This is a genomic window from Labrenzia sp. THAF191a (assembly GCF_009363335.1).
Lineage (GTDB): Bacteria > Pseudomonadota > Alphaproteobacteria > Rhizobiales > Stappiaceae > Roseibium > Roseibium algicola.
Window position 1 is genome coordinate 282,767 of record NZ_CP045333.1, and the last position, 17,705, is coordinate 300,471.

The window sequence follows — 17,705 nt, forward strand, 5'->3', positions numbered from 1 at the left end:
TCGGAATTCATCCGAAAGCTGAAAAGTTGATCGTTTTTAGAGCGATGGAGCATCTTAGCTGCGGTCCTCGGAACGCAGGATGCTCCAGGGTAATTTGCCGAGATCGACATTGCCGCCGGTGATGATGATGCCGACACGTTTGCCGGCAAAGACGTCCCTGTTCTTCAGGATGGTTGCCAGCGGCACGGCGGAAGACGGTTCCATGACGATCTTCATCCGCGCCCAGATCAGGCGCATGGCGTCGACGATTTCCTGTTCCGACGCGGTCAGGATGTCGGTGACGTGGTTCGAGACGAAGTGCCAGGTCAGCTCCTTGAGCGGCACCTTCAGCCCGTCGGCTACAGTTTCCGGTGCGTCGTCGGCAATGATGTGGCCTGCCCTGAAACTGCGGGCAGCATCATCCGCCTGCTCCGGTTCGGCAGCAAAGATCTTCACGTCGGGTGCCAGGTTCGACAGGGTCAGGCAGGTGCCTGAGACCATGCCGCCACCGCCGATCGGTGCGACAACCGCATCAAGACCATCTGTCTGCTCCATCAATTCCTTGGAACAGGTGCCCTGACCGGCGATGACACGCGGGTCATTGTAGGGATGAACGAACTCCGCTCCGGTCCGGGCCTCGACCTCGGCAAAGACCGCTTCGCGGCTGGAGGTGGACGGTTCACACTCGGTGATGATGCCGCCGTAACCACGAACGGCATCCTTCTTGGCCTGTGGCGCCGTTCTCGGCATGACCACGTGGCACGGAATGCCCCGCCGGCCTGCCGCATAGGACAGGCTGAGCGCGTGGTTGCCGGAGGAATGGGTGGCAACACCGGCCTTGGCGGTTTCCTCGTCCAGACCGAAGACGGCGTTGGATGCACCGCGCACCTTGAAGGCACCTGCCTTCTGGAAGTTCTCGCATTTGAAGAACAATTCCGCACCGGTCAGCTCGTTCAGGAACGAGGAGGTCAGAACCGGCGTCCGGTGGATATGCGGCTTGATGCGCTCATGAGCGACGAGCATGTCCTCGAGAGTCGGGATGTACTGGGTCAGGGCGTCGGTTTTCATGCGGCTTCCTTCGAGGCAATGGCGCTGTCGCTGCGATAGACTTCCTGGGCGGCCGCAACACCGGAGCCCAGTTGGATGTCGAGGCCGAGATCGGCCATGACCATTTCGGCAGTCGCCAACCCCGACAGCATCATGACGTCGGTCAGGCTGCCCAGGTGGCCGATACGGAACACCTTGCCTGCGACTTCCCCGAGGCCGACGCCGAAGGCGACGCCATATTTCGCGGCGGCGTGGGTAACGATGCCGGTGGCGTTGAAACCTTCAGGCGTTCGGATCGCGCTGACCGAATCCGAATAGACGTCCGGTGACTGTGCGCAAAGCTCCAGGCCCCAGGCCTGGACCGCGGCACGCACGCCTTCTGCAATGCGGCGGTGCCGGGCAAAGACATTGTCGAGGCCTTCTGCCAGCAGCATGTCGCAGCTCTGCTTCAACCCGTTCATCAGGCCGACGGCCGGCGTGTAGGGATAGGCGTTATTGGCGTAGGCTTTCATCATGTCGCGAACATCGAAGAAGGTGCGCGGCAACCGGGCGCTTTCAACGGCGGCCTGTGCCTTTGGCGACAGGGCGATGATGGCAAGCCCCGGTGGCAACATGAAGCCTTTCTGGGAGCCCGTGACCGCGGCATCGACCCCCCATTCGTCCATGCGGAAATCCATCGAGGCAATCGAGCTTACGCCATCGACAAAGAGCAGCGCCGGGTGCTTTGCGGCATTCAGCGCGCGGCGCACCGCGGCAATGTCGGATTTGACGCCGGTCGCGGTTTCGTTGTGGGTTGCCAGCACCGCCTTGATCTCGTGGTTCGTGTCCGCGGCGAGTATTTCCTCGTACCGGTCTGCCGGCAGTCCCGTGCCCCAGGCTGCCTCGACCACCTCAACCTTCAGGCCGTGGCGCTGGCACATGTCGATCCAGCGATGGCTGAACATGCCGTTGCGGGCAGCCAGGATCTTGTCGCCGGGGCTCAAGCAGTTGGTGATCGCGGTTTCCCAGCCGCCGGTGCCAGTCGACGGAAACAGGAACACCTCGGCGGCTTCCGTCTTCAGCACCTTTTTGACGCCTGCAAGCGCAGGCTGCAGGATCTCACCGAACAGCGGCGAGCGATGGTCCAGGGTCGGCATGTCGCACGCTCTGCGGAGCGCTTCCGGCATGTTGGTGGGGCCGGGAATGAAAACAGGATTTTGGAAGCTCATGGCCGTTTCCTCTTATGAATTTTGAGAAACGGTACCGTGCAGAGGCGAAGCTCCGCAATTTTTTTAAAATATTTTTTCAAAAATATATTTTGTAGAAATTGCCAATCTTGTCAGTATGTTATATTTTTCATATGGTGAATTGATTTTTCAAATTCCGAAAAAATGAGCTGATGACAGATCTCAAATCCGATAGTTCCGCCACCAGACGCGCCCGTGGGCGACCGCGTGCCTGGGACGACAAGACCGAACAGAACACCATCAAGTCGCTCGACCGGGCCATGGCCGTGTTCGAGCATCTGAGCACCCAGTCCGGCGTCTCTCTTTCAGCCCTGTCGGATCAGCTTGGAGAATCCACGGCAACGCTCTATCGCATCCTGTTCACGCTGGAGACACGTGGCCTGGTGGAATTCGACCAGGCGCAGCAGCTCTGGCACATAGGTCCGGGCGCCTTCATCATCGGCGCACGATTTTTAAGGCGTACCAGTCTGGTGGAACGGGCGCGTCCTGTCCTGCGCTCCCTTATGGAGCAGACAGGGGAAACGGCCAATCTTGGTGTGGCACAGGCGGACCAGGTGCTGTTTGTCAGCCAGGTTGAAACCCACGAAAGCATTCGCGCCTTTTTTCCGCCCGGCACCTTGTCACCGCTGCATGCCTCCGGCATCGGCAAGGCGCTTCTGGCTTTCATGGACGAGGATCAATGCAAGCGTATCCTGAAGCAGACCGACCGGGAACGCTTCACCGAGCACACACTGTGTGACGCGGGTTTGCTGGCCGCGGACCTGGAAGCGATCCGTGCACGCGGTTTCTCGATCGACGGGGAAGAAAAGAACCTCGGAATGCGCTGCATCGCGGCACCCGTGTTCAATCACTATGGCGAGGCTGTCGCCGGGCTGTCCGTCTCGGGCCCGACCAGCCGGGTCAGTCCGGACAGGATCGAGCCTTTCGCAGAAGCAGTGAAGGCGGCGGCCGCTGCACTGACCGCCGCCCTCGGCGGCGAAATCGCTCCGCCGCAAACGAAGACCGTGGAATGAGGGCGCTTGCTTCACTCCCGACCTGATCCAGAGGAGTTCGCTACACCCACACCCTGAAGCGGCCAATCCCACCCTCTCCCTCATCCTGAGGAGGACCGTCAGGTCCGTCTCGAAGGATGGACCGCGTGTTCCGGAGTGTGCCGCCCATCCTTCGAGACGCCGCTAAGCGGCTCCTCAGGATGAGGGTGCAAGGAGGAAGGGGCTTTTCTCTTTACTCCGCGGCGCTGCGGAAGCTCTGCCGGGTACCGGCCTCGAAACGGCCTGCCGCCTGCAGCTTCATGTGGCGGTTGACGTCCTTGTAGAGGAGGTAGCGGAACGGGCCCGGGCCACCGGCATAGCAAGCCTGCGGGCAGAAGGCGCGCAGCCACATGTAGTCGCCGGCTTCCACCTCGACCCAGTCCTGGTTGAGGCGATAGACCGCCTTGCCTTCCAGGACATAAAGCCCGTGTTCCATCACATGGGTTTCCGCAAACGGGATGACGGCACCCGGCTGGAAGGTGACGATGTTGACGTGCATGTCGTGGCGCACGTCTTCTGGGTCAACAAATCGGGTCGTCGCCCACTTGCCGTCCGTACCGGGCATTGCCCGCGGTTCGATGTCGTTTTCGTGGGTGACGAAAAGTGTCGGTCGCTCCAGGCCTTCAACAGGCTCGAACGCCTTGCGGACCCAATGAAACCGCACGGGCTCACTGCCAGTATTCTTCAGGCTCCAGTCGGTTTGCGGCGGCAGGAAGGCATAACTTCCGGGCCTCAGGTCGTATCGCTGTCCGTCGGCTGTCAGAACAGCTTCGCCTTCGACAACGAACAGCACGCCTTCGGCGGAAGGGTCTGTCTCCGGCCGGTCAGAGCCACCACCCGGCGACACTTCAACGATATATTGCGAGAAGGTTTCGGCGAAACCTGACAATGGGCGCGACAGCACCCACAGGCGGGTCTTGTCCCAGAACGGCAGATAGCTGGTGACGATGTCACGCATGGTGCCTTTCGGGATGACCGCATAGGCATCGGTAAAGACAGCCCGGTCTGTCAGGAGTGTTTCCTGACCGGGATGACCGCCGGTCGGCGCGTAATAGGATCTTGGGGGCATGGACTGGGACACGGCCAACCTTCTTCTTCAACAAAACCAGTTACCGAGAACTATGACCTGCCTTTCGAAGCCGGACCACGGGGCATGTCCGAAGAGCTCCTTTCGGAAAAACAAGATAATCGTCCCTTGATTTTCTTATTCTTCCGATCAATTGAACCCGCGCCTCAAGCCCGCGCGATGGCGATGTTGAGCAGAACTTGCCGCTTTTCCTCCGTCGCTACCTTGATGGCACGTTCCAGCGCTGCCGGCAGCGCGTCGCCTTCCGTCACCGTTTCGGTGTAGGCGCGGCTGGCCTCCGCGGTTCTGGTGAAATCCGGGCTTGGCCGAAGGGACGTCAGCGGCACATCGTTGGCCTTGCTGGCAAGACCATCCTTGTAAGTGCCCACCACCGAGTGACGCACCGCGCCCCACTCCTCGTTGTTCAGCACAAGCGTGATCACCGGCAACTCATGCGCCTCGGCAACCATGTGGCAGGCCGTCGGGTTGGCGAACATGTAGCTGCCGTCGCCGATGGTTGCGAAGACCAGCCGGTCGCGGTCGGCAAGCTGTGCGCCAAGCGCCGCCGCGAGACCCCATCCAAGCCCCCCGGAATGAGGTTCCTGGAAGTAGCTGTTCGGCTGCTCCAGGTCGAGCGGCTCGAGCGGACAACCAAGCTCATGGAAGATTGTGGCCTTCCGCCCCTTGATGGCGCGGCCAAGGCAAAGACTGACCCAGTCCTTGCTCATCGGGCCGGCATTGCCGCGCTTGGCCCGGGTGACAACCTCCGCACGATTGGCGGACGACAGTTCGGCAATACGATGTCTGCGGGCGTTCAAGACGGCTTCGTCACGCGGACGGCTCTGCATTTCGGCAATCAGCGCCAGCAGCGTCTGAGCGGTTTCTCCTGCCAGGGTTACATCCGCCTGGAAGTTGCGGATCGGCGTGCGGGTGAACAGGGGATCCGGCCCGAGCTGGATCACGGTGACATCATCGCGAAGGGCGACCTTGTCCGGCCACCAGGGCGCCAGAGAGTTCATCACCAGCACCACGTCCGCCTCGGCAAGCAGGGCTTCCGGCGACGCACCGACCTGCATCGGGTGCGACAGGGGCACGGAAAGCTGGTTTGCCCAATAGTGCGACAGCGGCAGGGCCCAGTCCGTCAGGAACCGTCCGAGGGCCGCAAAGGCTTCCTCCGATCCGGCTCCTCGCTGACTGATTATCAGCGGGCTTTTGGCCTGGGCCAGCAGGTCTGCTGCCCGTTTGAGTGACGAGGGATCCGGCGCTGCGATGACCGGGGCCTGTTTCGAAGGGGTATCAAGGCCGTCCGGCGGAGTTTGCTCGCACAGAACTTCACGCGGCAGGCTGAGATAGACGGGGCCCTTGGGCGTGGAATTGGCAATGGCCCAGCCCCGGTCGAAGAGATCCGCGATCTGCTCGGGAAAACGCAACTCGTAGTCCCATTTGGTGACTTCGCGGATCAGCGCGGTCTGGTCGAACATTTCCTGTCCCCAGCCGATCGGCACCGTTCGCGCGCCAAAGCGGCCGGCTTCCATCACCGGCGTGCGACCGGACATCATCAGCACGGGAACCTGATCGCACCATGCGTTGATGGCGCCGGTAATGCCGTTGGAGAGCCCCACGTTGGTGTGCAGCATGACCGACTGGATCCTGCCTGAGATCTGGTAAAAGCCGTGTGCCATACCGACGGCAACATGTTCGTGCGGCACCGTGATCGGCACCGGAAGGTCGAGCCCGTTCTGCGTTGCCTCGATCAGTCCCTCGATGATCGGTGGAAAATCTGTGCCGGAATTTGCAAAGACATAGTCGACACCGAGCGCCTTCAACTTGCCGAACACCGCTCCACCCGCGGTAATCGTGGTGCTGTCCATCCTGTCGGCCATGCCGTCCTCCCATGTTCCTTTTTGATGTAGAACGCAGAAATTGCGAGGCAATTCAGGCTCTTGCGGGAAAGGAGCCCCTCCGCTATCCGCCGCCTTCGCGTCTGCTTTGACGCGCACCCTAGACGATAAAAAACGACTATGGGAACAAGGAATTTTCTTTCTAAAATTGGAAAGTATAATGGCTATTATCTCATTTTACATTACCAAACTAATTAGTGAAGATGATCGCGGAGCTACGTTCCCTGCTGGCCGCAAATCTGCAAGAGGTGCGCCCGAAAGGTCTTCCGGCATCGTTGAAGGGTGTTCCACGATCGCACACATTGAAGGTTGGCCAGCAAGTTACAGACCGGGAGTCGACAAGAGCTTCCGATGGGAGGAGACAACATGAGCATTCTCAAGAACGCGTTTCTGGCCGCTGCCATGATCGCCGCCGGCGCATCGTCCGCAAGCGCGGCCGATTACGAATTCAAGCTGCACCACTTCCTGGGCGAGAAAGCCCCTGCGCACACGCAGATGCTGGTGCCGTGGGCCAAGCAGGTGGAAGAAAATTCCGGTGGCAAGGTCCATATCGAAATCTATCCGGCCATGACGCTTGGCGGCCGTCCGCCCGAGCTGATCAACCAGGTGCGCGACGGCGTGGTCGATCTGGTCTGGACCGTGAACGGCTATACGCCTGGCCTCTTCCCGCGCACCGAGGTGTTCGAACTTCCGGGCATTCACACCAACGATCCGGCTGCCACAAACCAGGCACTGATGGATCTGTACGAAACGGACTTGAAGGACGAATACAAGGGCGTTGAAGTGATGTTCCTGCATGTGCATGCCGGCCAGGCCATTCACATGCGCGACACGGAAGTCCACTCCCCGGCAGACCTCGCCGGCAAGAAGATCCGTATCCCGACCCGAACAGGTGCCTGGGTGATCGAGGCGCTCGGCGCTTCGCCGGTCGCCATGCCGGTTCCGGAACTGCCGCCTGCGCTGCAGAAGGGTGTTATCGACGGCGCCTTCATTCCGTGGGAAATCATTCCGCCGCTGAAGATCCAGGAGCAGACCGAGTACCAGATCGAAGGCGTCGACAAGGAGCGTTTCGGCACCACCACCTTCCAGGTTTCCATGAACCAGGAACGCTGGGATGGTCTGCCGGAAGACATTCAGAAGGCCTTTCGTGATGCCTCCGGTCCAGAGTGGATCGTGAAGGTTGGAGAAATCTGGGCTGCTTCGGATGATTTCGGGATCGGTCTGGCCACCAAGGCAGGCAACACCCACGTCACCTTGACCGAGGAAGAGACCGAAGCTTTCCGTCAGGCGCTGGCACCCGTTGCCGACCGTTGGGTCGAGGAAGTCTCCGCAAAGGGTATCGACGGTGCCGCGCTGGTTGAAAAGGCCCGCGCAGCGGTGGCCAGCCACTCGGCCAACTGATGTCGAACACTCTCAAAGCCAGCAGCTCCGGGTTCACCGGGGCTGCCAGCCGCCTGATAACGCTCTGGGCTCTCCTTGGCGGCGTCGTGCTGTTGCTGGTCGTCGCTGTCAACATGCTGTCGATCATCGGCTCGGTTTTCGGCACACCGTTTCCGGGCGATTTCGAGCTGACCGAAATGGGCGTGGCCATCGCGGTCTTCGCGTTCCTGCCCTATTGCCAGTTGGTCGGGGCAAACGTCTCTGCGGACATCTTCACCGCCGGCGCGTCCAGACGGGTGATTGCCTTCTTCACCCTGCTCGGGTCGCTGGTTGCCCTTGTGTTTGCGCTGATGCTGATCTGGCGCATGTATTACGGCATGCTGGACCAGAAGAACTACGACTACACCACCACCATCCTGCAGATCCCGCACTGGATGGCCTTCGTGCCGATCCTGATATCGCTTGCCCTGCTGGCACTGGCCGCGCTTGTCACGCTGCTGCAGGACATGACCGCGCTGTCGAGAGGACACCACTAGAATGACGGACGCACTTGTCCTCGGGCTTGGCGCTCTCGTGGTGCTGATCGCCCTGATCGCGATCCGCATGCCCATTGCCTATGCGATGATCCTTGTCGGCGGTGTCGGCACCATGATGCTGAACGGCCCCGCCCTCGTCCTCAGCCAGCTGAAGACCCTCGCCTACGGCCAGTTCTCCATATACGACCTTTCCGTCGTGCCGATGTTCGTCCTGATGGGGGCGATCGCCTCGAAGACCGGCCTCAGCCAGGCTTTGTTCCGGGGGGCCAATGCCTGGCTCGGCTGGCTGCGCGGCGGCACGGCCATGGCGGCCATCGCCGGCTGCGCCGGGTTCGGTGCGGTCTGCGGCTCGTCGCTTGCAACCGCCTCCACCATGGGCAAGGTCGCCCTGCCGGAACTCAAGCGCTACAATTATTCCGGCGCGCTGGCAACGGGAACACTCGCCGCGGGCGGCGTGCTCGGCATCCTGATCCCGCCCTCGGTCGTCCTGATCATCTATGCCATCATCGTGGAAGCAAACATCGTCACCATGTTCATGGCAGCATTTCTGCCGGGTCTGCTGGCGGTGGTTCTCTTCCTCCTGACCATCGCCCTTTATGTTACCATCAAGCCGGAAGCCGGGCCCAAGGGAGGTGTTGCCGACCGCAAGGAATTCCTGGAGGCGACTGCCGGCATGATCCCGGTGCTGATCATCTTCGGGCTGGTAATCGGCGGCATCTACTTCGGATTCTTCAACCCGACACCGGCAGCTGCCGTCGGCGTTTTTCTAGTCCTGCTGTTCGGGCTGCTGCAGCGCAAGCTGTCCGGCCACGACTTCATTCAGGCGCTCAAGGAAACCGCGTCCACTTCAGGTATGATCTATCTGATCATCCTTGGGGCGGAACTCCTCAAGATCTTCATGTCCCGCGTTGGCCTGCCTCAGGAAACCGCTTCCTGGATCGCCAACTCCGGGCTCGAGCCGATGACGGTTCTGATCCTGCTGCTGATCGCGCTCATCCTGCTCGGCTGCCTGATGGACAGCCTGTCGATGATTCTGCTGGTGATCCCGTTCTTCTGGCCGGTACTGGTCGAGATCAACGGCGGCATCTACCAGGGAGCGGAAGGGGCAGGCTTCGGCATGAGCACGGAGGACCTGAAGATCTGGTTCGGCGTACTCGCCCTGATCGTGGTCGAACTCGGCCTGATCACGCCACCGGTCGGCATGAATGTCTTCGTCATCTCCTCGCTCGACCGGGAAACGCCGATGATCGAGACCTTCAAGGGCGTTGCACCGTTCTTCTGTGCCGAGATCCTGCGCGTAATCCTGCTGGTCTGTTTTCCGATCATCACCCTGTGGCTGCCGCAGGTGCTGAGGTAGGCATCGAAGCCCCCTATAAACGAAAAAGCACGCCCGGGGTCACGGGCGTGCTTTTTTCGTTCAAGGCTGGGCTTTTTACTTGCCCTGTGCCGCCGCGCGAATCTGGCTGAGGCTTGCGGCCGGGGTGATGGCTTCCGGGTCCAGCTTCAGATGCAGGATTGCGGGTGTGCCGGCGGCACGGGCGCGTTCGAATGCGGGACCGAAAGCGTCTGTCGTCTCGACCGTCTCACCGAAGACACCATAGCTGCGGGCAAGCGCTGCGAAATCCGGATTGACCAGCTTGGTTGCCGACGGGCGGCCAGGATAGGTGCGTTCCTGATGCATGCGGATGGTGCCGTACATGCCGTTGTCGATCACAAGCACGATGATGTTGGCGCCGTCCTGACAGGCGGTGCCAAACTCCTGCATGGTCATCTGCAGGCAGCCATCGCCTGCAAAACAGACGACTTCGCGCTCCGGAAAGGCAAGCTTGGCGGAAACGGCTGCCGGCAGGCCATATCCCATGGAACCGCTCGTCGGAGCTGCCTGGGTGGCGTAGCGACGGAACCGGTGGAAGCGGTGCAGCCAGGTGGCGTAGTTTCCGGCCCCATTGGTGCAGACCGCATCTTCCGGCAAGTTGGCTTCCAGCCATTCCATGACGCCGGCCATCTGGAGGTTGCCGGGTACCTGTGGCCGCGCACCGGACCAGTCCAGATAGTCCTGATGGGCCTTTGCCGCTTCGCCTGCGCCTTTCAGTTCGGACGGCGGCTGAAGGCCTTCGGCCGCCTTGCAGAAGGCAGTCGGGCTGGCATGAATTGCCTGCGCCGGCCGGTAGACCCGGCCAAGTTCCTCGGCATCCGGATGGACATGAACCAGTTGCTGTGTGGGAGAGGGAATGTCGAGCAGCGAATAGGACTGGCTCGGCATTTCCGACAAGCGGCCACCGACAAGCAGGATCAGATCGGAGGACTTGACCCGTGCCAGCAGCTTCGGATTGATGCCGATGCCGACATCGCCGGCATAGTTCGGATGCAGGTTGTCGAACAGCATCTGGCGGCGGAACGAGCAGGCAACCGGCAGGTCGAAACGTTCGGCAAAGCGGGTAAAGCCGGCGACGGCTTCTTCCGACCAGCGGCTGCCGCCCAGAATGGCGATCGGCCGCTCGGCCGCCCAAAGGCGCTTCTGCAGGTCCGCCATCTGGGTGAGGCCCGGATGCGTTTCGACCTGGGTCCACGCAGGCGGCTGCGGGGCATCGGCCTTCTCGACCAGCATGTCTTCCGGAAGCGCCAGAACCACCGGCCCCGGACGGCCGGACGTGGCAACATGGTAGGCCCGCGAAATGAACTCCGGTACGCGATCCGCGTGATCGATCTCCGCGACCCATTTGGCGATGCCACCGAACATCTGGCGGTAGTCGATTTCCTGAAAGGCTTCACGCTCGCGCATGCCGCGCTCGATCTGTCCGATGAACAGGATCATCGGCGTGGAATCCTGCGCCGCCACGTGGACACCGGCAGAAGCGTTGGTAGCCCCGGGACCACGGGTCACCATGCAGATGCCCGGCTTGCCGGTGAGCTTGCCCCAGGCATCGGCCATCATTGCAGCCCCGCCTTCCTGGCGGCAGACCGTGACCGGGATCGACGCATCGTAAAGAGCATCGAGCACGGCAAGGTAACTTTCGCCGGGCACACAGAACACGCGCTCCGCCCCGTGGCGCTCCAGCGCCTCCACCAACAATTCACCGCCGGTCTTCTGGTCCATGTTCCGGGTCCTTACGAGAAAGATGATCTGTTCATTCTATAGCGTATGAAAATCCCGCCTGTTAGAGGCGAAAATCAGATTAATTGGCAATGGGGTCATTCCGATTTAGAATAATTTATCTCCGACAACGGACTTGCAGCTCATCCTTCGAGACGCGCGCAAACGCGTTCCTCAGGATGAGGTTAAATGTGTTGTAAGGCCGCCTGATTGTGTCACACACAGTCCTCATCCTTAGGAAGCGCGAAGCGCTGTCTCGAAGGATGGGCCTCATGTCATGGCCAGCCTTGCCGATAAGCATCGGCGCTGCAAACAAAAAAGGGGCACCGGTTTCCCGGTACCCCTGCCCCCATTCGTTGTTATGTCTTGTTATGGGAAGCTGATCTCAGATCGACTGAACCGTCACCACCTGGAAGGTGTGCATCTCGCCATCCTCGTCCTTGATGGAGACGTATTCACCCGGGTTGAAGGCATGTGCGCCGAAACGGTAGCCCGCCTCGTCGTCGTCCTCGCCGTCGATATCGTAATGGAAAGCCCAGGAGCCACCCGGACGGTGGATGAGGTGGCCGACTTCCTCTTCCTCGGCGCCCCAGAATCGCCGCACACGGCAATGGTCGCGCTGCTTCTTCCAAAGGCCGGCGTCGATATGGCCGGTTTCGTCAAGCGGAGCGGTGAATTCATAACCGTGGTTCGCCGAACCTTGCGGGAAATCCTTGGTTCTGGCCAGGTTCAACCTGATCTTCTTCAAAGCCGGATAGTCGCTCATGGGGCCCTCCTTTACTGACAATCCGGTTTATTTGTGCCACATCCGGGGCACCTCACATTGAGAAGGATCAAACCGGGTGGTTTGCATGTGAGGCATGTATTGCCACGTGTCAGCAAAAGGGACGGAAGATGGATCAGGCCGAAACCCAGAACCAGGCGCTCGAGTTCCTCGGCAGCCTGCCGTCCGACGATCCGGCGCGGCCCGAGGTGAAGCGGATCGACACCCATGCCAATATCGTCTTTCTGGTGGGCAGCAAGGCCTACAAGGTCAAACGGTCGGTCAAGTTTCCCTTTCTCGATTATTCGACGTTGCCCTTGCGCGAAGAAGCCTGCAAGGCGGAGATAACTTTCAACCAGCCGAACGCACCACAGATCTACCGGCAGGCCTTGCCTGTGACGCGGGAGGCAGATGGCACGCTGGATCTTGGCGGCACTGGAGAGCCCATCGAATGGGCAGTTGAAATGAGCCGGTTCGAACGACGGCACGAACTGGACTCCGTCGCTGGAACCGACCCGCTTCCGGACACCCTGACGGACAGGCTGGCGGACATGATGATCAATGCTCATGACGCCGCGCCGCTGCGGCAGGGCAATGGCTTCTACGCGGAGCTTGCAAGCTACGTGGAGCAGAACGACGCCGCCTTTCGCGAGCACCCCGATCTGTTCGAAGCCGAGGCGGTCCGGCATCTGACCGAGACTTCCCGCACTGTCCTGTCGGCTCTGCACGAGCTGATCCTGCGCCGGGGCGAACAGGGCCTTGTCCGTCGTTGCCACGGAGACGCCCACCTTCGCAACATCGTCATGGTTGATGACGCCCCGGTTCTGTTCGATGCGGTCGAATTTTCAGATGCGATTGCTACCGGCGACGTTCTTTACGATCTCGCCTTCCTGCTGATGGACCTGTGGGACCGGGGTCAACAGCGTGCGGCCAACCGGGTGTTCAACCGCTACATGGACAAGAGCCGCCTGGACACGCATTCGGAGGGCCTGGCAGCCCTGCCCTTCTACCTGATGATGCGCGCGGCGATCCGCTCCAAGATCTCGGCCAGCTCCGCTCTCAACCAGTCGGACCCGAACCAGAAACAACGTGAGCGCGACCAGGCCCAGGCCTATTTCTGCCACGCAGTGGACTTTCTGGATCCCTCACGCCCGCAACTGGTTGCCATCGGTGGCCTTTCCGGCACCGGCAAGACCACGCTTGCCTACGAAATTGCCCCCGGCATCGGCCGGGCACCCGGCGCGCGCGTGCTGCGCACGGACGTGATGCGAAAGCGCCTGCTGGGCATTGAAGAAACGGAAAAGGCGCCGGCGGAAGCCTATACGCTGGAGGCGTCCCAGAAGGTCTACCACGCGCTGGACGACACCATTCAGACCGTCCTCGCAGCAGGTCACTCCGCAATCTTCGATGCGGTTTTTGCCGCCGAGAGCGAACGGGACCGTATCGAGGCCATCGCCAATAATGTTGAATGCGGTTTCTGCGGCCTGTGGCTGACCGCGCCGGCGAACATCCTGAAAGCCCGGGTCTCCGCGCGCGGGGACGATGCCTCGGACGCAAACGCCGACGTTGTCGATACCCAGCTTGGCTACGACCTCGGCCAGATGAACTGGGCGGAAATCGACGCGGGCAGCAACGTCGACGAAACCGCCGGACAGGTGCGGAAAATCCTGAACCGCCAGTAGACTACAGTCCGGCAGCCCTGAGAGCTGCCGCGGCTCCGGCTGCACAGAAGACGGCGACATATTCCTTGCGCAGTGTCACCTGTGCCGCTGCAGCAACGACAAGGCACAGCGCCACGGCCAGCCCGCCCTTCAACACGATGGGCAGGATGGTGGAAACGATGATCGCGCCCGGCAACGCCTCCAGACCGCGGCGCACCCGCGGCGTGATGGGCAGCCGGCCCATGACCCAGTATCCACCCGCCCTCAGGGCGTAAGTGACCGCTGTCATGCCAAGCACGGCCAGGATAAAGATCGGGTCGGCGGTGAATGCTCCCTCAGTCATCGAGATAGGCCCCCGCGAAAGCACCGGCGATGGCACCGGTGAAAATGCTCCAGTAGCCACCGACCAAATACCAGGTCAGCGCGGCGATACCGCCTGCGAACAGCCAGCTGACTGTCTGGCGCTTACCCTTCCAGAGCGGCACCAGAAGTGCGGCGAAGAAAGCCGGCAGAACCACGTCGAGGCCATAGACCTTCGGGTCCGACACCAGACTGCCCGCGAAATAGCCCGGAACGACGGAAAGCGACCAGACCGACCAGGTGAAGAGGCCGCTGCCGAGATAGATCCCCCAGTCGCGCGTGCCCTTGTCGTATTCCGACAAGGCCAGCAACCAGTTGAGGTCCGTCAGCAGAAACAGGGAAGGATAGGTCTGCCAGGCCGGTACCTGGCCAAGCCAGGGCCGCAGGCTCGCGCCGATCAGCAGCATGCGCATGTTGACGGCAGCGGTAACCCCGATCATCGCCACGACAAGAGCATAGTTGAGCGGATCGCTGTAGACTTCCATCGCGACAAACTGGCTGGCGCCGGCGAAGACAAGCGAGTTGATCATGATCGTTTCGAGGAAGGTCAGCCCCTTTTGCGCGGCGACCGTTCCAAAGACCAGTCCAAGCGCGATGATGCCCGGGGAAACCGGAATGCACATCGTGGCGCCCCGCACGCAGCCTTGCAGGCTGAGGGTCACATTTTTGTTCAACATGTCTGTCCAAGAGTGTCAGGCGGCGGGCAGCCCCCCGCATAGAAAGGTCAGTATTGCTGATAAATCGCCTCAGAACCAATGAAACCTTTTGATTTACCCATCAGCGATCCTGTAGCCGGGACCGGGCCACGGGTCAGAACACGACGCCGTAGATCATCCGCAGGCCGGTAAAACCGAGGAACAGCGCGAACACGAGCTTCAGCTTCGACGGATCGATGGCATGGGCGATCTTCGCGCCCCAGGGTGCAGCAAAAGTGCTTGCCGGAATGATCAGGAAGAAGCCGATCAGGTTGACATACCCGAGCGAGAACGGCGGGCGCCCCTCCTCGCCCCAGCCAAAGAAGATCGACAGCAGGGTGCCCGGAACGGCAATGATGAGGCCGATGGCCGCTGCAGTGCCAACCGCCTTGCGGATCGGATAATTGAAGAGGGTCAATGTCGGAACGCCGAGTGTTCCACCACCAATGCCCATCATCACCGAGATCCCGCCAATCAGGAAACCCAGCGTTTCCTTGATCGGAGATCCGGGAAGCTTGTCGGCCAGATGGGAGCCCTCCTTGCGGAACATCATGTTGGCCGACACGGCCAGAGCGACAATCCCGAAGACCAGCGTCAGTGCGCCACCCGAAATGTTCCCCGCGAGCGTTCCCCCGGCGATGACGCCAAGGGCGATCGCCCACCACCAGCGTTTCAGGAGATCCATGTCGACGCTCCCCCGATTGTAGTGGGCACGCGCCGACGACGTGCCGGTCGCCAGAATGGTTGCAAGCGACGTTCCCACCGCCACATGCATGAGAACCGACGGGTCGATCTTCAGGGCGGTGAACATGTAATAGAGCACCGGCACGATGACGATGCCGCCACCGACGCCGAGCAGGCCTGCAATGATCCCGGCCACAAGCCCGGTTGCCAGCAGCGCAACAGCCAGAAGGCCAAGGGAGAAAAGGCTGAGATCTTCCACGCGATTATCCTCGTTGCCGGTGCCGAGCTCATGCCGGCCACCAAAGTCTTCTTCCAGCGCTTAGACCAGCTGCGCGAATTTTTCCAGCCGCATGCGCGGACTATCTGTTTTGCGACGCTTGCAACCTCTTGCGACACGGGTGAATTGCAGCCAGTCTCTGCCGGGTGTCATTCAGGCGGGGAGGAAGCATGAACGGTCACTGGCTTGCGCTCTATACATTCGGCCAATTCCGTACGCGGGCGGACCACCCGGTTGTGGAACCCTTTCACCAGGCCGAGCCGCTTGTGTGGGCCGCGATGGAACGCGCCGAGGGTTTCGTCGCCCGCTCCGGCTACGAGGACGAACCGGGACCGGACAGCTGGGGCGAGCAGATTTTTCCCAGATACTGGCAGGACAATGGCGACGGCTGGGCCCCCTCCACCATCTCGCTTTGGCAAGACCTGGAATCAGCGCTTGCCGCCGTCTACCGAGGGCCGCACGCCGAGATCCTGAAAAAGGGCCCGGACTTCATGCGGGAAGACCACGCCTACCCCGCCTATGCCCTGTGGTGGGTGCCGGAAGGCCATCAACCGGACTGGGTGGAAGCGGTCGACCGCTTCGAGCGCCTGGGCGACGCGGGCCCCACGCCCGCGGCCTTCACATTCAAGTCCGCTTTCGATCCTTCCGGAAAGCCCACAACAGTGAACGGCGGCGTATCGAAACAGATCGCGGAACGAAACCGAACCCGGACCGAAGTTCCAAAGGCTGTTCAATAGGGAATTGTTCAAAAATCGATGACTAATTGTCCAGATTTGGCAGAATTGTAAAACAATCTCGCAGTGGCAATCTTAGGTCCAACAGCGCACGGACATTCCCGTGCCAGAGATTGGGAAAGGATTGAACCATGAACCAGATACTCCGTCCTTCGGATGCTCGCGGCGATGCCGATTTCGGCTGGTTGAAGAGCAAGCACACGTTCTCCTTCGGGTCCTATTTTGACCCGAACCACATCGGTTTCGGTGCCCTGCGGGTGATCAACGAGGACCGTGTCGCGCCCAGCGCCGGCTTCCCGACCCACCCGCACCAGAACATGGAGATCATCTCCTATGTCGTTTCCGGTGGTCTGGAACACAAGGATTCACTCGGTACGGGCTCCGTCATCCGGCCGGGAGAACTGCAGCGCATGAGCGCCGGCACCGGTGTCCGGCACAGCGAGTACAATCACTCGGATACTGATCCGGTCCACTTCCTGCAGATCTGGATCGTTCCGGAAGCTGACGGAATCTCGCCAAGCTACGAGCAGAAGGCCTTTCCGGAAGACGGCCGCCGCGATGCGCTGCGCCTGATCGGATCGCGCGACGGGCGGGACGGATCCGTTACCATTCATCAGGATGTCGATCTCTATGCGTCGCTTCTGACCGCCGATCGCAGCCTGGCCTTCGACATCCGCCCCGGCCGGAAGGTCTGGCTGCAACTGGTGAAAGGCAAGATCAGCGTCAACGACCAACCGCTTTCCGCAGGTGACGGTCTTGGCCTGCTTCAGACAGGCGCAATCTCGCTGACAGCCAGTGAGAATGCCGAATTCCTGCTGTTCGACCTGGCAGCCTGACACGAATTGGGGCGGGATTGTTCCCGCCCCATCCCCATGTACTTCCCTGGAAACGAACAGCCAGATTGAACACAGGATCAGAGCAATTGCTTTCATCCACATCAGGAGACCGACAATGGTAGAGACAACTTCCCCCGACATCACCCTGGAACAGGATGGCAGCAAAGGCCGCTATGTGGCGAAGGTAGACGGGATCACCGAACCGGCCGAACTGACCTTCTCCATTGTCAACGAACACCTGATCATTGCCGATCACACCGGCGTGCCGGACAGCATGCGTGGCATGGGGGTTGGCAAGGCACTGGTGGAAAGGCTTGTTGATGACGCCCGTCGCAAGCAGGTGAAGATCGTGCCTCTGTGTCCTTATGTGAATGCGCAGCGGCGCAAGCACCCCGAATGGGCGGACGTGTTTCAGGCCTAGGCGAAAAGAAACAT

At 60.9% G+C, this 17,705-nt stretch carries 17 protein-coding genes; 8 read left to right on the forward strand and 9 right to left on the reverse strand.

Annotated elements, in window-relative coordinates; genetic code table 11:
* Positions 1-54 precede the first annotated feature (54 nt).
* Complete coding sequence (gene bhcB / locus FIV05_RS01325) at positions 55-1,047, reverse strand: beta-hydroxyaspartate dehydratase BhcB (RefSeq protein WP_173013742.1); 993 nt, start codon at positions 1,045-1,047, stop codon at positions 55-57.
* The gene (bhcA, locus tag FIV05_RS01330) at positions 1,044-2,234 is read right to left on the reverse strand and encodes an L-aspartate--glyoxylate aminotransferase BhcA (RefSeq protein WP_152508410.1); all 1,191 of its coding nucleotides are present in this window, start codon (positions 2,232-2,234) and stop codon (positions 1,044-1,046) included. The genes bhcB and bhcA overlap by 4 nt, the downstream gene beginning before the upstream one ends.
* Before the next feature lie 170 nt (positions 2,235-2,404).
* On the opposite strand from bhcA, the gene bhcR reads away from it, so the two are divergent.
* Positions 2,405-3,265 carry an HTH-type transcriptional regulator BhcR gene (bhcR, locus tag FIV05_RS01335; protein WP_152508411.1) on the forward strand — a complete coding sequence of 287 codons (861 nt, stop codon included), beginning with the start codon at positions 2,405-2,407 and terminating at the stop codon, positions 3,263-3,265.
* A 211-nt stretch (positions 3,266-3,476) separates the two neighbouring features.
* On the opposite strand, the gene FIV05_RS01340 is transcribed toward bhcR, so the two are convergent.
* Positions 3,477-4,352, reverse strand: coding sequence for a bifunctional allantoicase/(S)-ureidoglycine aminohydrolase (locus FIV05_RS01340; protein WP_152511779.1), 876 nt, complete (start codon positions 4,350-4,352; stop codon positions 3,477-3,479).
* Between the two features lie 164 nt (positions 4,353-4,516).
* Positions 4,517-6,232, reverse strand: a complete 1,716-nt coding sequence (locus FIV05_RS01345; RefSeq protein WP_286202247.1) for a thiamine pyrophosphate-requiring protein — start codon at positions 6,230-6,232, stop codon at positions 4,517-4,519.
* A gap of 384 nt (positions 6,233-6,616) precedes the next feature.
* On the opposite strand from FIV05_RS01345, the gene FIV05_RS01350 reads away from it, so the two are divergent.
* The 3 genes from FIV05_RS01350 to FIV05_RS01360 are packed head-to-tail and all read left to right on the forward strand — an operon-like array spanning position 6,617 to position 9,523.
* Positions 6,617-7,651: a TRAP transporter substrate-binding protein gene (locus tag FIV05_RS01350; protein ID WP_152508412.1), complete on the forward strand. Its 1,035-nt coding sequence runs from the start codon at positions 6,617-6,619 to the stop codon at positions 7,649-7,651.
* Positions 7,651-8,166 carry a TRAP transporter small permease gene (locus tag FIV05_RS01355; RefSeq protein WP_152508413.1) on the forward strand — a complete coding sequence of 172 codons (516 nt, stop codon included), beginning with the start codon at positions 7,651-7,653 and terminating at the stop codon, positions 8,164-8,166. The genes FIV05_RS01350 and FIV05_RS01355 overlap by 1 nt, the downstream gene beginning before the upstream one ends.
* A 1-nt stretch (position 8,167) precedes the next feature.
* The gene (locus FIV05_RS01360) at positions 8,168-9,523 is read left to right on the forward strand and encodes a TRAP transporter large permease subunit (protein WP_023002155.1); all 1,356 of its coding nucleotides are present in this window, start codon (positions 8,168-8,170) and stop codon (positions 9,521-9,523) included.
* 75 nt (positions 9,524-9,598) lie between these two features.
* Here FIV05_RS01360 and FIV05_RS01365 read toward each other — a convergent pair whose 3' ends face one another.
* Both FIV05_RS01365 and FIV05_RS01370 read right to left on the reverse strand, forming a co-directional pair.
* Positions 9,599-11,263, reverse strand: coding sequence for a thiamine pyrophosphate-binding protein (locus FIV05_RS01365; RefSeq protein WP_152508414.1), 1,665 nt, complete (start codon positions 11,261-11,263; stop codon positions 9,599-9,601).
* Positions 11,264-11,645: 382 nt separating this feature from the next.
* Entirely contained in the window at positions 11,646-12,026 is a 381-nt protein-coding gene (locus FIV05_RS01370; RefSeq protein WP_055657628.1) for a hypothetical protein, read from the reverse strand.
* A gap of 128 nt (positions 12,027-12,154) precedes the next feature.
* On the opposite strand from FIV05_RS01370, the gene FIV05_RS01375 reads away from it, so the two are divergent.
* A complete protein-coding gene (locus FIV05_RS01375; RefSeq protein WP_152508415.1) occupies positions 12,155-13,705 on the forward strand; it encodes a bifunctional aminoglycoside phosphotransferase/ATP-binding protein in 1,551 nt (516 codons plus the stop codon).
* Position 13,706: 1 nt separating this feature from the next.
* Here FIV05_RS01375 and FIV05_RS01380 read toward each other — a convergent pair whose 3' ends face one another.
* From FIV05_RS01380 to FIV05_RS01390, 3 genes are all read right to left on the reverse strand, one after another.
* Positions 13,707-14,027 carry an AzlD domain-containing protein gene (locus FIV05_RS01380; protein WP_062490371.1) on the reverse strand — a complete coding sequence of 107 codons (321 nt, stop codon included), beginning with the start codon at positions 14,025-14,027 and terminating at the stop codon, positions 13,707-13,709.
* Entirely contained in the window at positions 14,020-14,721 is a 702-nt protein-coding gene (locus tag FIV05_RS01385) for an AzlC family ABC transporter permease (protein ID WP_023002160.1), read from the reverse strand. Before FIV05_RS01385 ends, FIV05_RS01380 begins: the two co-directional genes overlap by 8 nt.
* 133 nt (positions 14,722-14,854) lie before the next feature.
* Complete coding sequence (locus FIV05_RS01390; RefSeq protein ID WP_152508416.1) at positions 14,855-15,682, reverse strand: sulfite exporter TauE/SafE family protein; 828 nt, start codon at positions 15,680-15,682, stop codon at positions 14,855-14,857.
* Between the two features lie 188 nt (positions 15,683-15,870).
* On the opposite strand from FIV05_RS01390, the gene FIV05_RS01395 reads away from it, so the two are divergent.
* The 3 genes from FIV05_RS01395 to FIV05_RS01405 all read left to right on the forward strand — a co-directional run bounded on the left by FIV05_RS01395 (position 15,871) and on the right by FIV05_RS01405 (position 17,691).
* The gene (locus tag FIV05_RS01395) at positions 15,871-16,437 is read left to right on the forward strand and encodes a DUF3291 domain-containing protein (protein ID WP_152508417.1); all 567 of its coding nucleotides are present in this window, start codon (positions 15,871-15,873) and stop codon (positions 16,435-16,437) included.
* 128 nt (positions 16,438-16,565) lie between these two features.
* Positions 16,566-17,270 carry a pirin family protein gene (locus FIV05_RS01400; RefSeq protein ID WP_152508418.1) on the forward strand — a complete coding sequence of 235 codons (705 nt, stop codon included), beginning with the start codon at positions 16,566-16,568 and terminating at the stop codon, positions 17,268-17,270.
* 115 nt (positions 17,271-17,385) lie between these two features.
* On the forward strand, positions 17,386-17,691 hold the full coding sequence (locus FIV05_RS01405; RefSeq protein ID WP_152508419.1) for a GNAT family N-acetyltransferase: 306 nt from the start codon (positions 17,386-17,388) through the stop codon (positions 17,689-17,691).
* Positions 17,692-17,705 lie beyond the last annotated feature (14 nt).